The following is a 19,462-nucleotide window of genomic DNA, read 5'->3' as shown; positions in this document are numbered from 1 at the left end:
TCCATCTAGTTTAAGATTAAACTATATAAGAGTGTCAAGCCCGATCGGAATTCTGCCCGCCATGCACCATTCCTGAGCCCGTCCGCCGTGCGGCTTCTTGCTTCTGCAAGGTCAGGATGGCGAACAAGGCGATGGCAGCGAATGCCATAGTTGCCAAAATTGCGGTCTGCGGCGTCGAAGCCAGCGAAAGCAAAACTCCGCCAGTCATCGGTGCAACCATCGCTCCGACCCGGCCCGCGCCCGTGGCATATCCCAGCGCCGTTGCGCGAATGGCGCCGGGATAAATTTGGTTGACGATCGCGGTCAGCGCGAATTGTGAGCCGATTATCGATGCGCCCGAAAGCGCAATGACCACCACGAACTGCCAATCCGACATCGTGCCTAGTCCGAGTATCGCGATGCAGGCGAAGGTTATGAGATTGGCGCTTGCCAATATGATATAGGGCCCGGCCGGACGCAGGAGCAGCGACATGGCGATGCCTCCAAGCACGCCTCCAAAGCTGAAATAGGCGGCGCCCGACACCGCGACGGCGACGCTGGCGCCTTGCGCGGACAAGATGCTCGGCAGCCAGCTGACGAAATAATATACGAGCGCCATGTTGGCGAAATTGACCGCCCACAACAGCGGGGTTCGCAACCGCCATTCGGGCGCGAACAGGGCGACGACAAGCGAAAGCGCAGTCGGCCGGCTGTCAGATAGGCCGTGGGATAGGGTGTCCGGAACCCCCGGCATGTTCTTCCCAGGAGCGGTGACCAGGCGTCTCAATCGCGCAGAGTCTCCTCCGTCCGTTCGCGACAGGATAGTCGGCGATTCGGGCAACCACAGAAAACTGCCGATCAACGCGACCAATGTCGCGGCGCCGCCGGCTTTGAATACAAGCGTATAATCCTGTGCGACATAGGGTCCGACAAACAGGCCGCCGATTCCGGCGCCGAGCGCATAGCCGCTGCACACAATGGCCACCACGACCGCGCTCAGCCGTCTCGGCATCACTTCCACGGCTAGGATGATGACAACCGGCATCGCAAGGCCGAGACCGACTCCCGCCACGAACCGTACGAGCATAAGCGTCGTGATATCTGCCGCATAGGCTCCTGCGACAGTCCCGTACGCGGCAATGCCCAGCCCGAGGAGGATTGCCGGACGCCGCCCTTTTGAATCGCCCAACGGACTTAGAACGAAGCTGCCGAAAACGAGACCGGCAACCGACGCCGTCAGGATCAGCCCGGTCATCATCGGCACGAGCCGCCACTCGCTGGCAAGCGATGGCGCCGCGAGCGCCATCGCCTGGATATCGAAGCCTTCGGTCATGCTGATGACGAGGCACCAGATCACGATGCCCCAAGCAAAGGGTCGGGGGCGTGCCAAGTGCGCCGGTTCACTCCCGTTCGCGCTTCCCTGCAGAGGATCGGAATGGCTGTTCATGTCAGGCCCTCGCTCCCGCCCGGTGCGCCATGCCGCCTCAGTACCGCCACCGCACCGTCGCCGACCATGTGCGCGGCGGCGCCAGGACACCCGTCAAGGTTCCGGTGGTGTTTCGGCTTCTGCCGATCGAGGTATAATATCCGCTGTCGGTCGCATTCTTGACGCTGACACCCAGTTCGAGCCGCTCGTTTGCAAAGCGATAGGTGGCGCCAGCGTTGACGAGGACCATCGATTCCTGGCTGACTTCGCGCTCATTGAGCAACGAGAAGTAGATGCGATCGGTCAGCGACACGTCGCCGCGCAGGACGATCTCGCTGCCATCCGCAAACGGCAACGTCACGCTCGTCCCGGCGGAGGCCTTCCACGCGGGTGAAAATGGCAGGCGCTTGCCGACCGGCACCGGAATACCCTCTTCATTGAGCGTCGGGTCGGCGCGGGTGAGGCGGGTGTCCATGTGGGAAAGGCTGGCATCGACCCGGACATAGCGCGATGGCGCCGCGACCAGTTCCATCTCGATGCCCTTGATCCGCGCATCGCCCGCGTTGATCACCGTGCCGAAGGGCGGAACCAGATCGGTGCGCGTGCCCGGTCCCTGAAAATCCTTGTAGCCGGTCGAGAACAGCGCAACATTCGCGCGCAGCTTGTTGGACAGCAAGTCGGCCTTGAATCCGATTTCATAGCTCTGGGCCTTTTCAGGGCCATAGGTGGGAATCGAGGAAACCTGCCCTATGATGCGCGGCGGGAAGCCCCCGCTGCGAAAACCCTCGGAATAGGAGGCATAGGCGAAAAGGCCTGGCGCCAGATCCGCGGCCAGCGTGACCAGCGGCGTGACGCGCTTTACCGTAAGTTCGCCTTCGAGACCCTGCGGTGCAGCGGGCCGGAGTATCAGAAGGGCGTCCTTCTTTTCATATGTCCACCGCAAGCCACCCGTCAGGTGGAGCCAGGAAGTCAGATCGTAGGTCGCCTGTCCGAATGCCGCCACATTATAGGTGTGCGTCGGCTGTTCATTGTCGGTGAGCAGGGGATAGGTCGTGCCGAGAAACGGCGCCGCAGCCAGAGCAGACAGCACGTCGACGTGGCTGAAAGTATATTCATAGAAGAAATAGCCGCCGAGAAGCCATTTGAGCTTGTCATCCAGCACTGTGCCGCCGATCTGGATTTCCTGGCTATATTGCTCGGCATCCTGCTGGTCCGCCGAAGTCTGGAAAAATAGCCCGCCGACAAGTCCGCCGTCGCCGGAGTAATCGCTCCGGAAACGCCGGTAAGAGCTGATGCTGCTGACCGTCGTGCTCCCCGAAATATCCCATTTTAGCGCGAGGTTCACACCGAGGACTTCGAAGCGGTTGACCGGATCAACCCGGTCGAGCGACCGCGAAAAGAAGGCTGCGTTGGAAACCCGTGGATCGGACGAAACCTGGACCGGACCGAAGCAGGCCATGTTGCTTTGCTGGCCGGCAGGCGTCATGCACGACGGATCGCCGGTGAGAATATTGTAGAAGGTGGGAGTCAGCGCGGACGGATAGGTGTCAAGCAAGACTGCGGGCGCACCGGTGTTGCGCGTGGACGAATAGTCGAAGGCGAGATCGGCTGTGAAATTGTCCGACGGACTCCAGCGCAATTGCGCCCGCGCTCCCCATGTCATGTCGTCGCCGAACTCGCGTCCGGGATAGTTCACGAGATCGATATAGCCGTCCTGCCGATTCACGAAACCCGAGATCCGGGCGGCCAGATTCTCTCCGATCGGCAGGTTTATCATCGCCTTGCCGCCGATCCGGGCATAGTTGCCCGCCGTCAGTTCGGCGCTCGCGGCAAAGCGATCAACCGGCTTCTGGCTGACAAGGTTGATGGCGCCGCCGATCGTGTTCTTGCCGAACAATGTCCCCTGCGGTCCGCGCAAAATCTCGACGCGTTCGAGATCGACAAGGTCGAGGATCGCGCCGGTGTTGCGCGCGATATAGACGCCGTCGAGATAGAGGCCTACGGCGGGATCTGCCGTGAGCACATTGTCTGCCTGGCCGAGACCGCGCAGAAAGATGGCGGGGGTCTTGGAACTGCCATTGGCACCCGACGCCTGAAGGACGAGATTGGGCGTTGAGCCCGATAGTTCGGTCACGTCCTTGATTGCCCGGTCCTCGAGCATCTGGCCGGTAAAGGCACTGACCGCGACCGGCGTCGTTTGAAGGCTCTCCTCCACTCGCCGTGCGGTGACGACGATGTCCTCAATTCCGTCCGGGGTCGTGGTGCGTGCTTCAGCCGTTTCCTGCGCAGCGACATGGCCAGGTATCGTAATCGCCGACAGAGCGCAGGAAACCCAGAGGCCGGTGCGAGCCATTTTGCGCGATAGAGCATGGCCATGGCGCATTGGATGATATGAATATTTCTTCATGATTTTCCCTCCCGATCTTCTTCTAGTCACATTGCGAATTCGCCTTGTCGGTCCGCTTCAGGTGGCGGTCGAAAAACGAAGACACGATTTGAATGATGTGCGGCGTCCAGAAACGAACACCGTGGTTCCCACCCGAAACCTTATAGAAATCCACGGCTTTCCCGGCGTCGTTCAGGGCCCGGTAGAGCTCGACGCTTTGCTGAAATGGAACGATGGCATCGGCATCGCCGTGAATGAGTAGGAAGGGAGGAATCTTCCGATCCGGCGAAATATAGTGGACCGGGCTCTGCGCCGCGGCGCGTTCGGGTTCCACGAGCGGCGATGCGCCAAGCATCAACGAGCCGGGAGAATCGGGCGCATCATGATCGAGCCAGCTTGGCGGTCCGCCAAGGGTCCGCAGGTCGCTGACCCCGTAAAAGTCCGCCACAGCGGAAACGGCGTCCGATTGGCCGGGATAGTCGGCCGTATCGAACGCCGCGACGCCTTCGGTTGTTCCGACCAGCGCGGCCATATGTCCGCCGGACGAATCTCCCCAGATGCCGACGGCGTCGGGATCGATCCCATATTCATCGGCATGGGCGCGCATGAAGCGGATCGCCGTTTTGACATCCTGAATTTGCGCGGGTGCCGTCGCCACCGTCGAGGGACGATATTCGACACTCGCGACGACATAACCGCGATGCGCCAGTTCGGCGAGCTGTGGGATCGCCGAATAGATATTCTGGGGACCCCAGCCCGAACCCTGAACATAGATCACGAGCGGGCGACGCGGCTGTTCCGATGCGCCTCCCATGAAGGGCGGCACATCGCGCGGCTTCAGTATCTGCAGCCGAAGCGGCGTGCCGGCGCGCGTAATATAGGGAACGTCCGGCAGATAATCGGCGGCATAGCCGTCATCGCAGGATTGGATGATCGTCATGCCCGGTATCGCTTCGGTGGATTCGGGAATAGTGACCGGCGTCATTCTCGGCATAAATGCCGCTGGAGCCGGAGCGGGCTTCGCCATCGCCGATGTCGATGGCGCTAACAGAAGCGCGGCGAGGGGCAGGGCGGTCCGCCTCATGCGAGGGCCTCCCTCGACAGCTCCGCGTCACCCGTCGGAGTGGCGATCGGCACGGACCCAAGCCAACTGGGGTCGTCGAAATGCATCAGCGGCCGTTGCAGCGCCGACCATGGCGCGAAGCCGGGGTCGCCGGTGCGAACAAATCCACCCCAACTCGCCATCATCGTTTCGGTGAGGCGCAACATCGAAGCCGGGTCAGCACCCGCAAGGAGCGGCGCGTCGCGCCACGCAGAGGCCGTTCCAAACATGAAGGGAATGTCGAGGCAGTGACATGCCCCGCGCCTCGAATCCTCGAGCGACCAGTCGAATTGATAGACAAAGGCGTTGCCGCTGGCGTCCGCAACCTCTTCGGCAAAGCGTATCGATGCGTTTCGGAACGCGCTCGCGGTTACCGCGTCGATATAGTTCGCGCGCAGCGAAGCTGCGTCTTTCAGCAAGTCGCGGGCCATTATCTTGCCCCACAATGCGGTCGCGAATGCCCCGAGCGCCTTCGGGTCGGGTTCGGCAAGCATGGGATGTTCGGACAGGAAGAATGCGGCTTCATCGCGCGTCCAGCCGATCAATATATCCACCCTCCGTGCCGCTGCGGCCCGCGCGGCTTCAATGGTCAGGTCGAATGGAACGGCGGGATGGGGCGCGGTAGTCGCCGGAAGCACCGAGGGACGCAGATCTCCCAGAATCGCGCGCCCGGCGATAACCGCTCCGGCGCTGTCCTGCGCCTGCAAAAGACGGTCCACCGGCATGTCGCGCAGCACATCGAGCAAGTCATGCCGGGCAGCGTCAATGCCGAGCGCGTCGAGAAAGGCGACCGCGCGTGCTTGCGATTCAGCGGCGTTCGCCAGGCCGATCCCAAGCGGCGGGCTTTGCAGGATCGCTCGCGAGAACAGACCCTGGCTTTTCGGGGTGGTGAGCAAAGACGCGATTGAATGCGCGCCCCCGGATTCTCCGGCAACGGTCACGGCATCGGGATTGCCGCCGAACGACGAGATGTTCCGCTGCACCCAGCGCAGCGCTTCGAGCTGATCGAACAGGGCGAAGTTGCCCGGAACCCGATCGTCAATCGCCAAATAGCCGAGCGCACCAATTCGGTAATTGATGCCGACGACAATCATGTTCTGGTCCGCGGCGAGGGCACTGCCGTCGTACCAGTCGAGCGCGCCGCCGCCGGTCAGAAAGCCGCCGCCGTGAATCCAGACCATGACCGGAAGGTCCCGTTCGCCGCGATCGGGGGCCCAGATTGCCAGCGTCAGGCAATCTTCGTCCTGCCGCCCGGTGATCGGGCCCATGACATGATCGGCGCGCGAAGGGAGCTGCGGCGCGATCGCACCGCGGACGCGGCCGTCGCGAACACCGTCCCATGGGCGGCATGGCTGGGGAGGAAGGAAACGCAGGTCTCCCACCGGGGGGCTCGCGTAGGGTATATTATGGAACGTCAGGAGATTGGCATGCCGGACGCCACTGATGCGGCCGCAATCCGGAATCTCCCGTTCGATATATGTCTCTGCCATATTCATTCGACGAGACTAATTGTTTCCAAACGGCGAAAAAGATGGCTATTTTGTGAAACATTATCCTAAGATTGGGATAATAAACTTTCCCGATTCTGGAGGCTCGCCGTGACCCGAGCAGACGATCTCATCCTGCTCGCTCATCTTATCGAGAAGGGCTCATTTTCACGGGCAAGCGCTGCTGCAGGGGTGTCGAAATCCTTTCTCAGCCGTCGTATCGCGGAGTTGGAAGTCGATCTCGACGTCCGCCTCATCGAACGGACGACACGGACTTTCTACGTCACCGACATGGGTCGGCAGCTATACCAACATGCCTGCGCGCTTCGAGAAGCGCGAGAGGCCGCGCTCGCGCTCGTCGACGCCCGCCTCGCCCAGCCCACGGGGCCGCTCTGTGTCGTATGCCCGGTCGTTCTAGCCGAAACGCTCATCGGGGATATTGCGATCAGCTACGCGGCGATGTTCCCCGAAGTGCATCTCACCTTCGATGTCGTCAGCAGCTTGCCGAACGTATTGCCCGAACATTATGATATCACTTTCGTTCCCTCGTACGGATCGCTGCCCGACTCCGCGATGATAGCGCGGCGGATTTTGCGCACACCCTATATCCTTGCCGCCGCGCCAGGCTGGATGGCTGAGGCGGGGATCATTCGTGGGTGGAGGGATTTGCAGGATCGTGAGGGGATTGGATGGTGGCAGGCCGGCACCAAGCCGATCTGGAATCTGTTGGATACGAACGGCGATCCCATAGAACTTCACATTCGGCCGACACTCCAGACCAACAATCTTCAGATCGCGCAAGGGGCTGCCGTTGCCGGATTGGGTATGGCGCGGTTGCCGCTGCAGCTTTGCCGCGACGATCTGGAATCGGGGAAATTGGTCGAGGTCCTGCCCGGCGTGACGCCGCGCCCCATCATCATCCATGTCGCCTATCCGTCGCGCCGGTCGTTGAATGCCGCCGGGCGGGCCTTTTTGGCACTGCTCGACGAAAAGGCGCAAGATCAGTTTCGCGATTACAACGAAACTGCAACCGAAATCCGAGGCCTCGGCAAGCAAGGCAGCGGGCCTCAATAGCGGTCAGGGCTGGTTTCTGGCCGGCACTGAACGCGCCCTTTTACCGGACCGAGCGATCGTCAGGATGTGCCCCGCACGACAAGATTCGTAGGCAGAAAAATGGTGTCGAGGCTGGCGACATGTGCATCGGCGATAATCGCTACCGCTTGAAAGGCGAGATCGGCAATGGGCTGATGGACCGTGGTCAGGGGCGGCCAGGCCAGTTGGGCGATATAGCTGTCGTCAAACCCCGCGACCGCAATATCCTCGGGGATTGAAAGGCCCAAATCGCGCACCGCTGCCATCGTTCCGATTGCCACCTCGTCGTTGAACGCGAAGATCGCGTCGGGCAGCGTCTCCGCGTTACGCAGCAGATGCTGGGTCGCTATGCGTCCCGCTTCAGAAATTATGTCGTGAAGCTCGATGCGGGCCAGCGACACATTCGCCGGGTTGCCGCCCAGCACGGCCAGGGTGTCGCGGAAAGCCTTTTCGCGAACCATCGCCGCCGTGTGGTCATCCGGGCCGGCAATGATTGCAAAGCGGCGGCGACCGCGTTCCCACAAATGACGCGCGAGTTGCTCGACCCCCTGTCGTTCGTCGGCGCTCACCGCTTTTGAGCGCGTGAACTGCTTGCCGGGTGCGATCCGCACATAGGGCAGACCATCGCGATCGAGCGCGTCGAGCAGCCTCTCGTCGTCGCAGACCGGTGGTGTCAGGATCAACGCATCGCAGTGCGCGCCACGCAATCCCTGTTCGTAGCGATCGACAACGCTGTCCGCGCCATGATCGAACTCCTCGAGGACGAGGTGATAGCCATGCTGGCGGCAGGCATTCGCCGCGCCCCGGAAGATCTCCGCGAAATAGAAGGAGGAGATATGCGGCATGAAAGCACCGATCAGGAAGGAGCGCGACGCGGCGAGCGACCGCGCGGCCTGATTCACCCGATAGCCGGTTTCGCGAATCGCCGCCTCGATGCGCTCGCGCGTCGCGGCGCTGACATTCGCGTCACGGTTTACGACGCGCGAAACGGTCTTGGCCGACACGCCCGCGATCATCGCGACATCGTCAAGCGTCGTCGCCTTTTTCGAAGGAGAGACAGGGACTTTCATGGCGCCTTGTTAGACAGCGAATACGTATCCGGTCCAGTCATTAATGTCAGCGCTGACATTTTTCATTGTCAGCGCTGACATGATTAGATAGCTAGCGATTCGAGAATAGATAAATTGGGAGAGATTCATGAAATCGTGGCTTTGCTGCGCAGCGCTGCTTGCGGCCTGCTCGACGTCCGCCATCGCCCAGCGAGCGCAGGCGCGCGAACCGGCGGCCGAGGCTGACGAACGCGCCGCCGCCACCGAAGCCGCGATGACGGACGCCGAACGGATCACGCTGCTCAATGGCATCATGGCTATGCCCTATGGTGATGTGAAGATACCCGACGGCGTGCCGTTCGGCGCGGGCTATATTCCCGGCATCGAACGTCTCGGCGTTCCCGCGCTCACCGAAACCGATGCGAGCCTCGGCGTTTCCTATATCGGCGGATTGCGCGGCGACGGTGCGACCGCGCTGCCGTCGGGGATGGCGATGGGATCGACGTGGAGCCCGGATTTGATGCGCAAGGGCGGCGCGCAGATCGGCGGCGAGGCGCACGCCAAGGGGTTCAATGTCCTGCTCGCGGGCGGTATCAACCTTGTTCGCGATCCACGCGGCGGCCGTGTGTTCGAGTATCTGGGCGAGGATCCGCTCCACTCGGGCCTGCTCGGCGGGGCCGCGGTGGCCGGTATCCAGTCGCGCCACGTGATTTCGACGGTCAAGCATTTCGTGCTCAACCCGACCGAGATCGGGCGCCAGTTCCACAACGGCGTCATCGACGAAGGCTCGCTCAGGATGAGCGACCTGCTCGCCTTCGAGATCGCGATCGAAAAGGGGCAGCCCGGGTCGGTCATGTGCGCCTACAACAAGATCAATGGCGCGCAGGCGTGCGGCAATGGCCTGATGCTCAACGACATTCTCAAGAAGGATTGGGGCTATAAGGGTTGGGTGATGTCCGACTGGGGTTCGGTGCGGGCGACCGATTTCGCGCTCAAAGGCCTGGACCAGCAGTCGGGATCGCAACTCGACGCAGCGGTTCATTTCGGTACCCCGCTGCTCGATGCGGCCCGGCGCGACAAGCGCTATCGCGATCGCGTGAAGGACATGAATCGGCGCATATTGCGCTCGATCTATGCCGTCGGCGTCGACCGCACCCCCCCGCGCAAGGCGCCGATCGATGTCACTGCGGGCGCGGCCGTCGCGCAGGAGATCGCCGAAAAGGGCATCGTCCTCCTCCAGAATCGCGGCAACATCCTGCCGCTCGCTGCCACAGCGAAGCGCATATTGGTCGTCGGCGGCTATGCCGACAGCGGTGTGCTCTCGGGCGGCGGATCGTCGCAGGCGCAGGGTGAAGGCGGCCCGGCGGTGTCGCTTCCGACCATGAAGGACGGGCCGTTCACGGCGATGATGGCGCAGAATTATCACCGCTCGTCGCCGCTCGACGCGCTCCGCGCTCGTGCGCCGCAGGCCGAGGTCGTCTTCCGTGACGGCCGCTACCCGGCCGAAGCGGCATTGGCGGCGAAGAACGCCGACCTCGTCATTGTCTTTGCGACGCAATGGATGACCGAAGGTCTCGACGTTCCCGACCTGTCGCTGCCGCAGGGACAGGATGCGGTGATCGCTGCGGTGGCAAAGGCCAATCCGAACAGCGTTGTCGTTCTCGAAACCGGCGGACCGGTCGTCATGCCGTGGAAAGATGATGTCGGCGCCATCGTCGAAGCCTGGTATCCCGGAGCGCGGGGCGGCGAAGCGATCGCCGCAGTGCTGTTCGGTGACGTCAATCCCTCTGGGCGGTTGCCGGTGACCTTTCCGGCCTCGGTCGCGCAGCTTCCGCGTCCCGCCCTGCCGGGCGCGGATGCGGTCGAGCCCAGTTTTTCCGGCTATGGCAAACCGGGCCAGACGCTTGACATCGACTATAATATCGAGGGGGCCGACGTCGGCTATCGCTGGTTCGCGCGCAAGGACGCAAAGCCGCTTTATCCCTTTGGCTTCGGGCTCAGCTATACCAGCTTCGAGCGCGCGGGCCTCATCATTTCGGGCGGGCCCAGCCCCAGTGCAACTTTCACGTTGCGCAACAGCGGTGCGCGCGAGGGCGCCGACGTCGGGCAGGTCTATCTGGTCGAAACGCCGCGCGGCAAGACACGTCGGCTCGTTGCATTCGAGCGCGTGAATCTCAAGCCCGGCGAAGCGCGCACGGTCGAAGTGCCGATCGACGCGCGGTTGCTCGCTGACTGGACAGAGAGCGGCTGGTCCATCGCGCCCGGAACCTATCGCTTCGCACTTGGCGCGTCGGCCGAAGACTTGCTCGGGCAAACGGACATCACGCTCGCCGGAAGGACGTGGAACTACCGCCAATAGATAATCGAAACAGGGGAGATGGACATGAAGAGAATTTGGATTTCCGCCACCGCGCTGGTCACAACGCTCGCGCTCGCCACGCCCGTGCTGGCCCAGGATGCTGCGTCGACCGACGAGCGGTCCGGCGGCTTCGGTGACATCATCGTCACGGCACAGAAGCGCGCCGAAAACCTCCAGGACGTGCCGATCTCGGCAACTGTCGTCAGCGCCGACCAACTTGCCGCGCGCCAGATATTCGACCCGTCGCAGCTTCAACTCGTTGCGCCCAGCCTTCAGGTCAAGAGCTTCAACGCCGCGCTCGGCGCATCCAATTTCTCCATTCGCGGCGTCGGCACGCTCAGCTTTTCTCCGACGATCGAATCGAGCGTGACCCCGGTGATCGACGGCGTCGTCATGGGCAGTCCGGCGCTCGGCTTCATGAACTATCTCGACCTTGCGCAGATCGAGGTGCTCAACGGGCCGCAGGGCATGTTGTTCGGCAAGAACGCATCCGCCGGTCTGGTCAATATCACGACGCGGCGGCCCGAGATCGGTCGCTTCGACGGGCAGTTGATGGGTGAAGTCGCGCAAATGAAGGTGCCCGGCGACGGGCTGCTCTATCGCCTTCAGGGCATCGTCAACGTGCCGCTGGGAGAGACGGCCGCGCTGCGCGTCAGCGCGTCGCAGACCCACACCGATCCGGTGATCAAGAATTTGGTGGCCGTGCCCGACAGCCAATATGGCCAGGACCAAACCAGTCTGCGCGCCAAGCTGCTCTGGGAGCCGACGCCCGAACTCAGCATCTATATTGCCGGCGACTATGCCCATTCGTCGGGGGTCGGTTCGGGCGGCGCCGCCGATCGCATCGTCCGGCCGGCCAGCCCGTTCGCGGCCGAAAATGCCTCTCTCGGCATCATCGCCAGCCCCGACAATTTCTATTCAAGCTATGGCGCGCCGACGCGGGCTACCTTTGACGTCGGCGGGGTGCAGGCCAATATCGACTATGAATTTTCGGGCGGGCATACGCTGACCAGCATCACCGCCTGGCGCAAATTCGACTCCACCAACCTGTTCGATTCGGACAAACATCGGGTCGATATTCTCGACACCAACCTCCAGCTTTCGACGATCACCCAGTTCACCGAAGAATTGCGCCTGGCGTCTCCGGTCGGCCAATTCTTCGAATATCAGCTCGGTCTCTATTATTTCGATATGGATACCGACACCAGCATCACTGCCAGCGGCGCCTTCGGCCAGACGGCACCGCCACCGGCGGGGTTCGACGCGTGGCTTGGAATTCGCTCGGACGGCATTCTTGCGTCGAAAAGTTATGCCGCCTTTGGCCAGGGGACACTGAACCTCAGCGATCGGCTCCGTTTCACGGTTGGCGGCCGCTACACCTATGACAAGCTGAAACTGAATTCGGTCAACGATGCGAGTGGGTTCGTCATTCCGCTCGGCGGGCCGGGATCGCGCGACCAGCGGATCAGCGAGGAGAATTTCTCGTGGCGTATCGGCGCGCAATATGACCTCACCGACAACGTCATGGCCTATGCCTCGGTCGCCCGCGGCTACAAGGGGCCAGGCTTCAACCTGTCGATCGACCCCAATGCGCCGCTGATCATGCCCGAAATTCCGACATCCTATGAAGCGGGTATCAAGTCGACGCTGCTCGACCGCCGTCTGATCTTCAACATTTCGGGCTACACCTCGACCTTCAAGAATTTCCAGGCACAGGCATTCGACACCGCGAGCAACGGCTATGTGCTGCTCAACGCCGGCGAACTCAAATCGCGCGGGTTCGAGATCGAGGCGTCGGCGCTGCCGGCGGAAGGCCTCGTCTTCAACCTGGGGGTGAGCTACGTCGATGCCTTCTTCTCGGATTTCCAAGGGGATAAATGTTATCCGTTCCAGCCGAACTGCCGCGCCAACGGCACGGTCGATTCTTCGGGCAATCGCTTGCCGAACGTCCCGAAATGGACGGTCAGCCTGACGGGCCGCTACGAAACGCCGGTGAATGAAAGCATGGCGGTGTTCCTCCAGGGCGCTCTCTATGCCCGCACCAGTTCGAACTTCAGTTCGACCGAGGACCCGAACACCGAATTGAAGGGCTATGCGCTGTTCGACGCGAGCGTCGGGCTCAAGCAGATGGACGACAAGTACAAGCTGACGCTGTTCTGCCGCAATTGCTTCGACAAACGTCAACCGACCTTCATCAACTCCAACTCGCAGGCGCGCGGCGACTATTACCATATGTTTGGGCTCAATTCGTTTCGGACGCTCGGCGTGTCGCTCGAAGGCCGTTTCTGAAGAACAAGATGCGTCGGGTCATCGAACGCGATGGCCCGGCGCCGAGGAGGTTGGGGCGGATGAGGAAATGGATCGTGGCCGCGGCGGGCGTCCTGGCTCTTGCGACGGGCATCAGCGCCTCCGCCGCCGAGGGAAAGACCGAGGCGCCGAAGCTGGTCATCCTGATTTCGATCGACCAGTTTTCGGCCGATCTGTTCAACGCCAGCCGCGGCGAATTTCACGCGGGGTTGGCGACGCTGGCGCAGGGGATCGTCTATTCCAACGGTTTTCACGCGCACGGTGTGACCGAGACCTGCGCCGGCCATGCTGTGATCGCCAGCGGCCGGCACCCCAATGCGACGGGGATCATCGCGAACCAATGGTATGACCAGCGCGGCGCGGTCGATCGCTATTGCACAGACGACGGCGTTCACGTCGCGGCGCATGCCGTCCGCAAGCCCGGCGTCGGGCCGGGGATGCTGGAGGTATCGACGCTCGGCGACTGGTTGAAGGCCGCGTCGCCCGCCAACCGTGTCTTTTCAGTCGCGGGCAAGGATCGCTCGGCGATCATGATGGGCGGCCACCATCCCGACGGCGCCTTCTGGTTCGACGGCAAGCAGGGATTCGATAGCTGGGGCGACGACGCCGAGCATGCGCAGCGGCGCCTCGCGCCGCTCGACCGCCTCAACGGAGAACTCGCGAAGCGCCTCGCGGCGGCGCCGCCGCTGTGGACCTATCGCCGCGAAAGCTGCCGCGCGCGGGAGACCGTTATACCCCTGTCCGGCGGCAAGAAGTTCCACGCGCACCTGCCGCCCGATCCGCCAGCGGCGATCCCCGGACAGCCGCAGGTGAACGGTCCAAAGCTGCCGCCGTGGCTCTATGACCAGCTTACCGTCGACGCCGCGCTCGACCTGCTCGACCATCAGGCGCTCGGCCAGTCGTCGGGGACCGATTTGCTCGCCGTCGGCTTGTCGGCGACCGACATGGTCGGCCATGCCTATGGCACGCAGGGCCCCGAGATGTGCGACCAGATGGCGCGCGTTGACGAAGAGGTTGGCCGGTTGTTGAAGCGAGTCGAAGAGCTGCATATTCCCGTGCTTGTCGCGCTCACCGCCGACCATGGCGGCGGGGACATACCCGAGCGACTGACGATGCGCGGCTATCGCGATGCCGGCCGCATCGATGGCGCCGCGCTGCTCGCCGACCTCAACGCCGCGGCGCGCGCCGCGACGGGCATCGGCTGGAACCCGCTGCGCCCCGCCTTTTTCGATCCGACGCAACTTGTCGTCGTCGATACCGAAGGGCGCCCCCTCGCCGACGCGGCGCTCAAGGACCGCATCGCCGCCGCCGCCGCCGACCGCGCGCGGACCCGGCCGGGGATATTGGGCGCGTGGACCGCAGCCCAATTGCGCGCGCGGAAGCCCGATCCGCATCTTTCGCCGGACCTGCTGCCCGTCGCCGACCGCATGGCGCTGTCTTACTATCCCGAGCGCAGCGGCGACCTGCTGATCGCCACCGATCCGCTGAAAATCGCGGTGCCACCGCTGCCCGGCCTGTTCATGATGGGCCATTCGGGGCCGAGCGACTTCAACCGGCGCGTTCCCATCCTCTTCTGGTGGCCAGGAATCGCGCATCAGGAACGCGCGCTGCCGGTCCGGGTGGTCGATCTGGCGCCAACGCTTGCGGGCGCAATGCACATTACGCCGACCGATCCGGTCGATGGAGAATGCCTCGAACTGCGTGATGCCGGGACGATCTGTCCCGCTTCGCCGGTAGCGCGGTGATCAAGTGAAAGGACAGACAATGCGGATATTCCAAGGCATCGCACTGGCACTGGCACTCGCCACCCCCGCGGCGGCGGCCGATACGGCGCAGCCGCTCGTCGTCAAGGCCGATGCTGGCGCCGTGCAAGGCGTCGCCGAGGGGCAAAGCATCGTCTATCGCGGCATTCCCTTTGCGCTGCCGCCGGTCGGCGACCTGCGTTGGCGCGCGCCGCAACCCGCCCACCGCTGGAGCGAGGTCCGGGTCGCCGACCAGTTCGGACCCGACTGCATGCAGATTCCTTACAAGGCCGACGCGGCGCCGCTGGGGGTGAAGCCGTCGGAGGATTGCCTCTACCTCAACGTCTGGACTCCGACCAAGCCGTCGTCTGCAAAGCGGCCGGTGATGGTCTGGATCTATGGCGGCGGCTTCGTCAATGGCGGTAGCTCGGCGCCCGTCTATTCGGGGCGCGCCTTTGCGGAATCGGGCGTCGTCTTCGTCAGCTTCAATTACCGGCTCGGCCGCTTTGGCTTCTTCGCCCATCCCGCGCTGACGCGCGAGGCGGCAGGGGCTCCAACCGGCAATTTCGCGATCCTCGATCAGATTGCGGCGCTGAAATGGGTACAGGACAATATCGCCGCGTTCGGCGGCGATCCGAACAATGTCACCATTTTTGGCGAGTCTGCGGGCGGCGGGTCGGTGCACGCACTGGCAACGACACCGCTCGCCAAGGGACTGTTCGCCAAGGCGATCGCGATGTCGGGCGGGGGGCGTGACCTGATGGGACCGCCCAGCACCGCTGCGCAGGCAGAGGCGATCGGCGCCGCCTTCGCGGGGACGAAAGGAGTGACGGGCGATAGCGCCGATACGCTCACGGCGCTCCGCGCCTTGCCGGCCGACGCCGTGATGAACGGGCTCAACCTGATGAGCTTGTTTGGCCCAAGCGCGAAGGATTTCACCCCGCTCTACATCGACGGACAGATTGTGCGTCGACGGGTCGATGCCGCCTATGCCGCCGGCGACGGCGCCGCGATTCCGATGATGATCGGCGCCAACGACGCCGACGGCTTCTTCTTCGGCGGCGGGCTCGATCAGGCCTATGCGCCGCTGGCGGGGGTGCGGGCCGAGGCCGAGAAAGTCTATGATCCCGAGGGCCGCAAGGATGCGATGCGCATCGGGGTCGCGGTCTCCGCCGACATGATGTTCCTCGAACCCGCACGGCACGTCGCGCGGATCATCGCTGGCCGGGGACAGCCCGTCTTCACCTATCGCTTCGGTTATGTGCCCGAATATCTGCGCGCGAAGATGCCCGGCGCGTTCCATGCCAGCGAACTGCCCTTCGTCTTTGGCACCGTCGATGTCCGGCACGGCGCCGCGACGGTCCCCGCCGACCGGGCCGCAGCGCGGCTGGTGCATGACTATTGGGTCAATTTCGCCAAGACCGGCGTGCCGTCGGCGACGGGCGGCGGGCGCTGGTCGCCCTATCGCACGGCGACCGACAATGTGATGATCTTCGACGCGACAGGCGCCCATGAGGAGCCCGATCCGATCCGCGCCCGGCTTGATTTCGTCGAGCAGGTCGTGTCGGCGAAGGCGCCCTGAGCGGGCAAGTGGGAGTCATGAGGATGCGCCTTTTCTCTACCCTCGTCGCGCTGCTGGGCGCGTTTCTGGTCGCCCCGTCCGGGGCCGCGCAGGATAGGACCGCGACGGTCGAGAGCGGCGAACTCATCGGCACCGCCGACGCGGGCGTCGTCCGCTTCCTGGGCATTCCCTATGCCGCGCCGCCGGTCGGCGAACGGCGCTGGGCCGCCCCCGCCGCGCCGCTGCCGTGGGCCGGGCGGCGCGAGGCAAAGACAAATGGCCCCGGCTGCATGCAGGCGATCACGCCCGGCGGCTTCGGCCCGTGGACGCACGAATATGTCACGCCGCCGCCGGTATCGGAGGATTGCCTGACCCTCAATATCTGGGCGCCCGCGAACCATGACGGCGGTCCGCTGCCGGTGATGGTCTGGATTCACGGCGGCGCCTTCATGTCGGGGTCGAACGCGGTTCCCATCTATGACGGCACCGAACTGGCGAAGCGCGGCATCGTCGTCGTCTCGATCAACTATCGCCTGGGCGTCTTCGGCTTCGCCGCGTTCCGGGACCTTGCGGGCGATCCGGGCGGCGGCGCCAACTTCGGCTTGCAGGACATGGTCGCCGCGCTGCGCTGGACACAGCGCAATATTGCGGCATTCGGCGGCGATCCTGAACAGGTCACCGTCGCCGGCCAGTCAGCGGGGGCGATGGCGGTGCATATGCTGCTTGTCTCGCCGCGGTCCGACGGGCTGTTTGCGCGCGCGATCGCCCAAAGCGGCATCATCGAAACGCCGCTGCCCGGCCGCGCCGAGGCCGACCGTCGCGGCGCCGACCTGTTGGCGCGAGCGAAGCTGGCCGATGTCGCAGCGCTGCGGCGGCTATCTGCCGATCGCGTGATGGCGCTGCTCGCCACCGGGCCGCTCGCCGGAGCGGGCGAGGTCGGCGGTATGCCGCTGCTCGGCCCCGTCGTCGATGGGGCGATCCTGCCGGGACAGGTCGCCGCGCTCGAAGCGGCGGGCGCGCGGCGCGCGGTTCCGGTGATGGTCGGGCTGAATGCCGACGAAGGCGTGCTGAATCCGGGCTATTTCCGCACCACGCCCGCCGAGGTGCGAGCCCGCGCGGCGCGGATGGCGGGCGAAGCCGGGGCCGACGCGCTGCTGGCGGGTGATCCGCTCGACAACGAGGCGGCGGTGCTGGCGGCGGGCCAACGCCTGACGCGCCTCTACGGCCTCGCCTCGCTCGTCGATTGGGCGCGGGCGTATCGCGGGCCGGTCTTCGCCTATTATTACACCCATCCCGAGCCCGGGCCGGGATCGGAGATGTTCGGGGCGTTTCATTCGGCGGAAATCCCCTATGTCTTCAACGCATTGTCGGCATCGCCAGAGCGCCCCTTCACCGCGGCCGATCGTGCCATCGCCGAAACGATGTCGCACCTGTGGGCGAATTTCGTGAAGCGCGGCGACCCCAATGGGGCGGGCTTGCCGCGCTGGCCGGCCTTTGCCGGGGTGGGCGGCGAAGTCATGGAGTTGGGCGCGCGCTTCGCACCCTATCGCGGCGACCGGAAAAGCCTGGACCTGCTGCTCGGTCGGCTTTCGGGCCGCTCGATCTTTGGTATCGACAGCTTCGCCGAAACCTCGCCAAGCCGATAATCATTTCCCGATCGGACAGGACAGACCGCATGGCATTTGCCGCCGCCAGTCACACCACCACCTCCTCGCCGTCCGCAGTCGACGCTCCCGAGCTTCGCCTGTTTGTGATGGGGCTGTTTTTCATCTTCGGGGGAATCACGTCGCTCAACGATGTGATCATCCCGAAGCTGAAGGAATTGTTCACGCTGAGCTATACGCAGGCGATGCTGGTGCAGTTCTGCTTCTTCACCGCCTATCTGCTGATCGGGGTCCCGGCGGCGAAGCTGGTCAAGAAGATCGGGTATATGCGCGGCGCGGTCGCGGGGCTGCTCACGATGATGATCGGCTGCCTGCTGTTCATTCCCGCCTCGCGGACTGCGACCTATGGCCTGTTCCTCTTTGCGTTGTTCGTGCTCGCGAGCGGCGTCGTGGTCGTCCAGGTCGTCGCCAACCCGCTGATCTCGCTGCTCGGCAAGCCCGAGACCGCGCACAGTCGCCTGACCTTTGCACAGGCGTTCAACTCGCTGGGAACGACGGTGTTTCCGGTCGTCGGTTCGATGCTTATCCTCGGCGGCCTCGCCAAGATCAGCGCCGATCAATTGTCGGGTGCCGAACTCGATGCCTATCGCACGGCCGAAAGTCAGGCGATCGTGCATGGCTATCTGGGCATTGCGGCGGCGCTCGCGGTCGTTGCGGCGGCGGTATGGCTGTTCCGCGGCCGTCTGAAGGGCGAACGCCATGAGCCGAGTGCGGGTCTAGCGGGCTTCGACCTTTTGAAGCGGCCGCGCTTCGGCTTCGGGGCATTGTGCATCTTCCTCTATGTCGGCGCCGAAGTGTCGATCGGGTCGCTGATCGTCAGCTATCTGATGCAGGGCCATGTCATGGCGCTCCCCGAACAGGCGGCGGGCAAGCTGATCGGCCTGTACTGGGGCGGTGCAATGGTCGGCCGCTTTATCGGATCGGGGCTGATGCGCGTCGTTAGCCCGGGCAAGCTGCTCGCCGCCGTCGCGCTCGGCGCGATCGCGCTGATCCTCGTGTCAACGGCCACCACCGGCGCGCTGTCGGGCTACAGCCTGCTCGCGATCGGACTGATGAACGCGATCATGTTCCCGACGATCTTCAGCCTCGCCTCCGAAAAACTCGGCCCGCGCGCCGCGGACGGATCGGGGATCATCAACGTCGCGATCTTCGGTGGGGCTGTCGTTCCCTTGGCGACCGGCGCCATCGCCGACCTTACCGGCCATCTCAGCCTCGCGCTATTGCTCCCCGCCGCCTGCTACGCGGTCATAGCCGTCTTCGGAATCTATGCCCGGCGACCGGCTCTCTGACCTTCTCACGATTATCCTG

At 63.8% G+C, this 19,462-nt stretch carries 12 protein-coding genes; 7 read left to right on the top strand and 5 right to left on the bottom strand.

Annotation, left to right across the window (positions count from 1 at the left end):
• Positions 1–34: 34 nt before the first annotated feature.
• From ACOTSS_RS12435 to ACOTSS_RS12420, 4 genes are all read right to left on the bottom strand, one after another.
• Positions 35–1,285, bottom strand: a complete 1,251-nt coding sequence (locus ACOTSS_RS12435) for an MFS transporter (protein WP_448691343.1) — start codon at positions 1,283–1,285, stop codon at positions 35–37.
• Between the two features lie 178 nt (positions 1,286–1,463).
• Entirely contained in the window at positions 1,464–3,812 is a 2,349-nt protein-coding gene (locus ACOTSS_RS12430) for a TonB-dependent receptor (protein ID WP_448688454.1), read from the bottom strand.
• Between the two features lie 22 nt (positions 3,813–3,834).
• Positions 3,835–4,875 (bottom strand): alpha/beta hydrolase fold domain-containing protein, encoded by a 1,041-nt coding sequence (locus tag ACOTSS_RS12425; RefSeq protein WP_448688453.1) that lies wholly within the window; start codon positions 4,873–4,875, stop codon positions 3,835–3,837.
• Positions 4,872–6,389, bottom strand: coding sequence for a carboxylesterase/lipase family protein (locus ACOTSS_RS12420; protein WP_448688452.1), 1,518 nt, complete (start codon positions 6,387–6,389; stop codon positions 4,872–4,874). Before ACOTSS_RS12420 ends, ACOTSS_RS12425 begins: the two co-directional genes overlap by 4 nt.
• Positions 6,390–6,491: 102 nt before the next feature.
• Here ACOTSS_RS12420 and ACOTSS_RS12415 point away from each other — a divergent pair, with 102 nt between their 5' ends.
• The gene (locus ACOTSS_RS12415; RefSeq protein WP_448688451.1) at positions 6,492–7,454 is read left to right on the top strand and encodes a LysR substrate-binding domain-containing protein; all 963 of its coding nucleotides are present in this window, start codon (positions 6,492–6,494) and stop codon (positions 7,452–7,454) included.
• 59 nt (positions 7,455–7,513) lie between these two features.
• On the opposite strand, the gene ACOTSS_RS12410 is transcribed toward ACOTSS_RS12415, so the two are convergent.
• Positions 7,514–8,542, bottom strand: coding sequence for a LacI family DNA-binding transcriptional regulator (locus ACOTSS_RS12410; RefSeq protein ID WP_448688450.1), 1,029 nt, complete (start codon positions 8,540–8,542; stop codon positions 7,514–7,516).
• 127 nt (positions 8,543–8,669) lie between these two features.
• Between ACOTSS_RS12410 and ACOTSS_RS12405 the strand changes: the two genes are divergently transcribed.
• Genes ACOTSS_RS12405 through ACOTSS_RS12380 form a run of 6 tightly spaced genes read left to right on the top strand, consistent with a single transcriptional unit; the run spans position 8,670 to position 19,443 of the window.
• A complete protein-coding gene (locus ACOTSS_RS12405; RefSeq protein ID WP_448688449.1) occupies positions 8,670–10,880 on the top strand; it encodes a beta-glucosidase in 2,211 nt (736 codons plus the stop codon).
• A gap of 24 nt (positions 10,881–10,904) precedes the next feature.
• Entirely contained in the window at positions 10,905–13,169 is a 2,265-nt protein-coding gene (locus tag ACOTSS_RS12400; RefSeq protein WP_448688448.1) for a TonB-dependent receptor, read from the top strand.
• Between the two features lie 59 nt (positions 13,170–13,228).
• A complete protein-coding gene (locus tag ACOTSS_RS12395; protein ID WP_448688447.1) occupies positions 13,229–14,932 on the top strand; it encodes an alkaline phosphatase family protein in 1,704 nt (567 codons plus the stop codon).
• 19 nt (positions 14,933–14,951) lie between these two features.
• Positions 14,952–16,511, top strand: coding sequence for a carboxylesterase/lipase family protein (locus ACOTSS_RS12390; protein WP_448688446.1), 1,560 nt, complete (start codon positions 14,952–14,954; stop codon positions 16,509–16,511).
• A gap of 23 nt (positions 16,512–16,534) precedes the next feature.
• Entirely contained in the window at positions 16,535–18,136 is a 1,602-nt protein-coding gene (locus ACOTSS_RS12385) for a carboxylesterase/lipase family protein (protein WP_448688445.1), read from the top strand.
• A 29-nt stretch (positions 18,137–18,165) separates the two neighbouring features.
• Positions 18,166–19,443 (top strand): sugar MFS transporter, encoded by a 1,278-nt coding sequence (locus ACOTSS_RS12380; RefSeq protein WP_448688444.1) that lies wholly within the window; start codon positions 18,166–18,168, stop codon positions 19,441–19,443.
• The last annotated feature ends 19 nt before the right edge of the window (positions 19,444–19,462 follow it).

It is taken from the genome of Sphingopyxis sp. NJF-3 (genome assembly GCF_053514865.1).
This window is presented reverse-complemented; position numbering and strand designations above follow the sequence as displayed.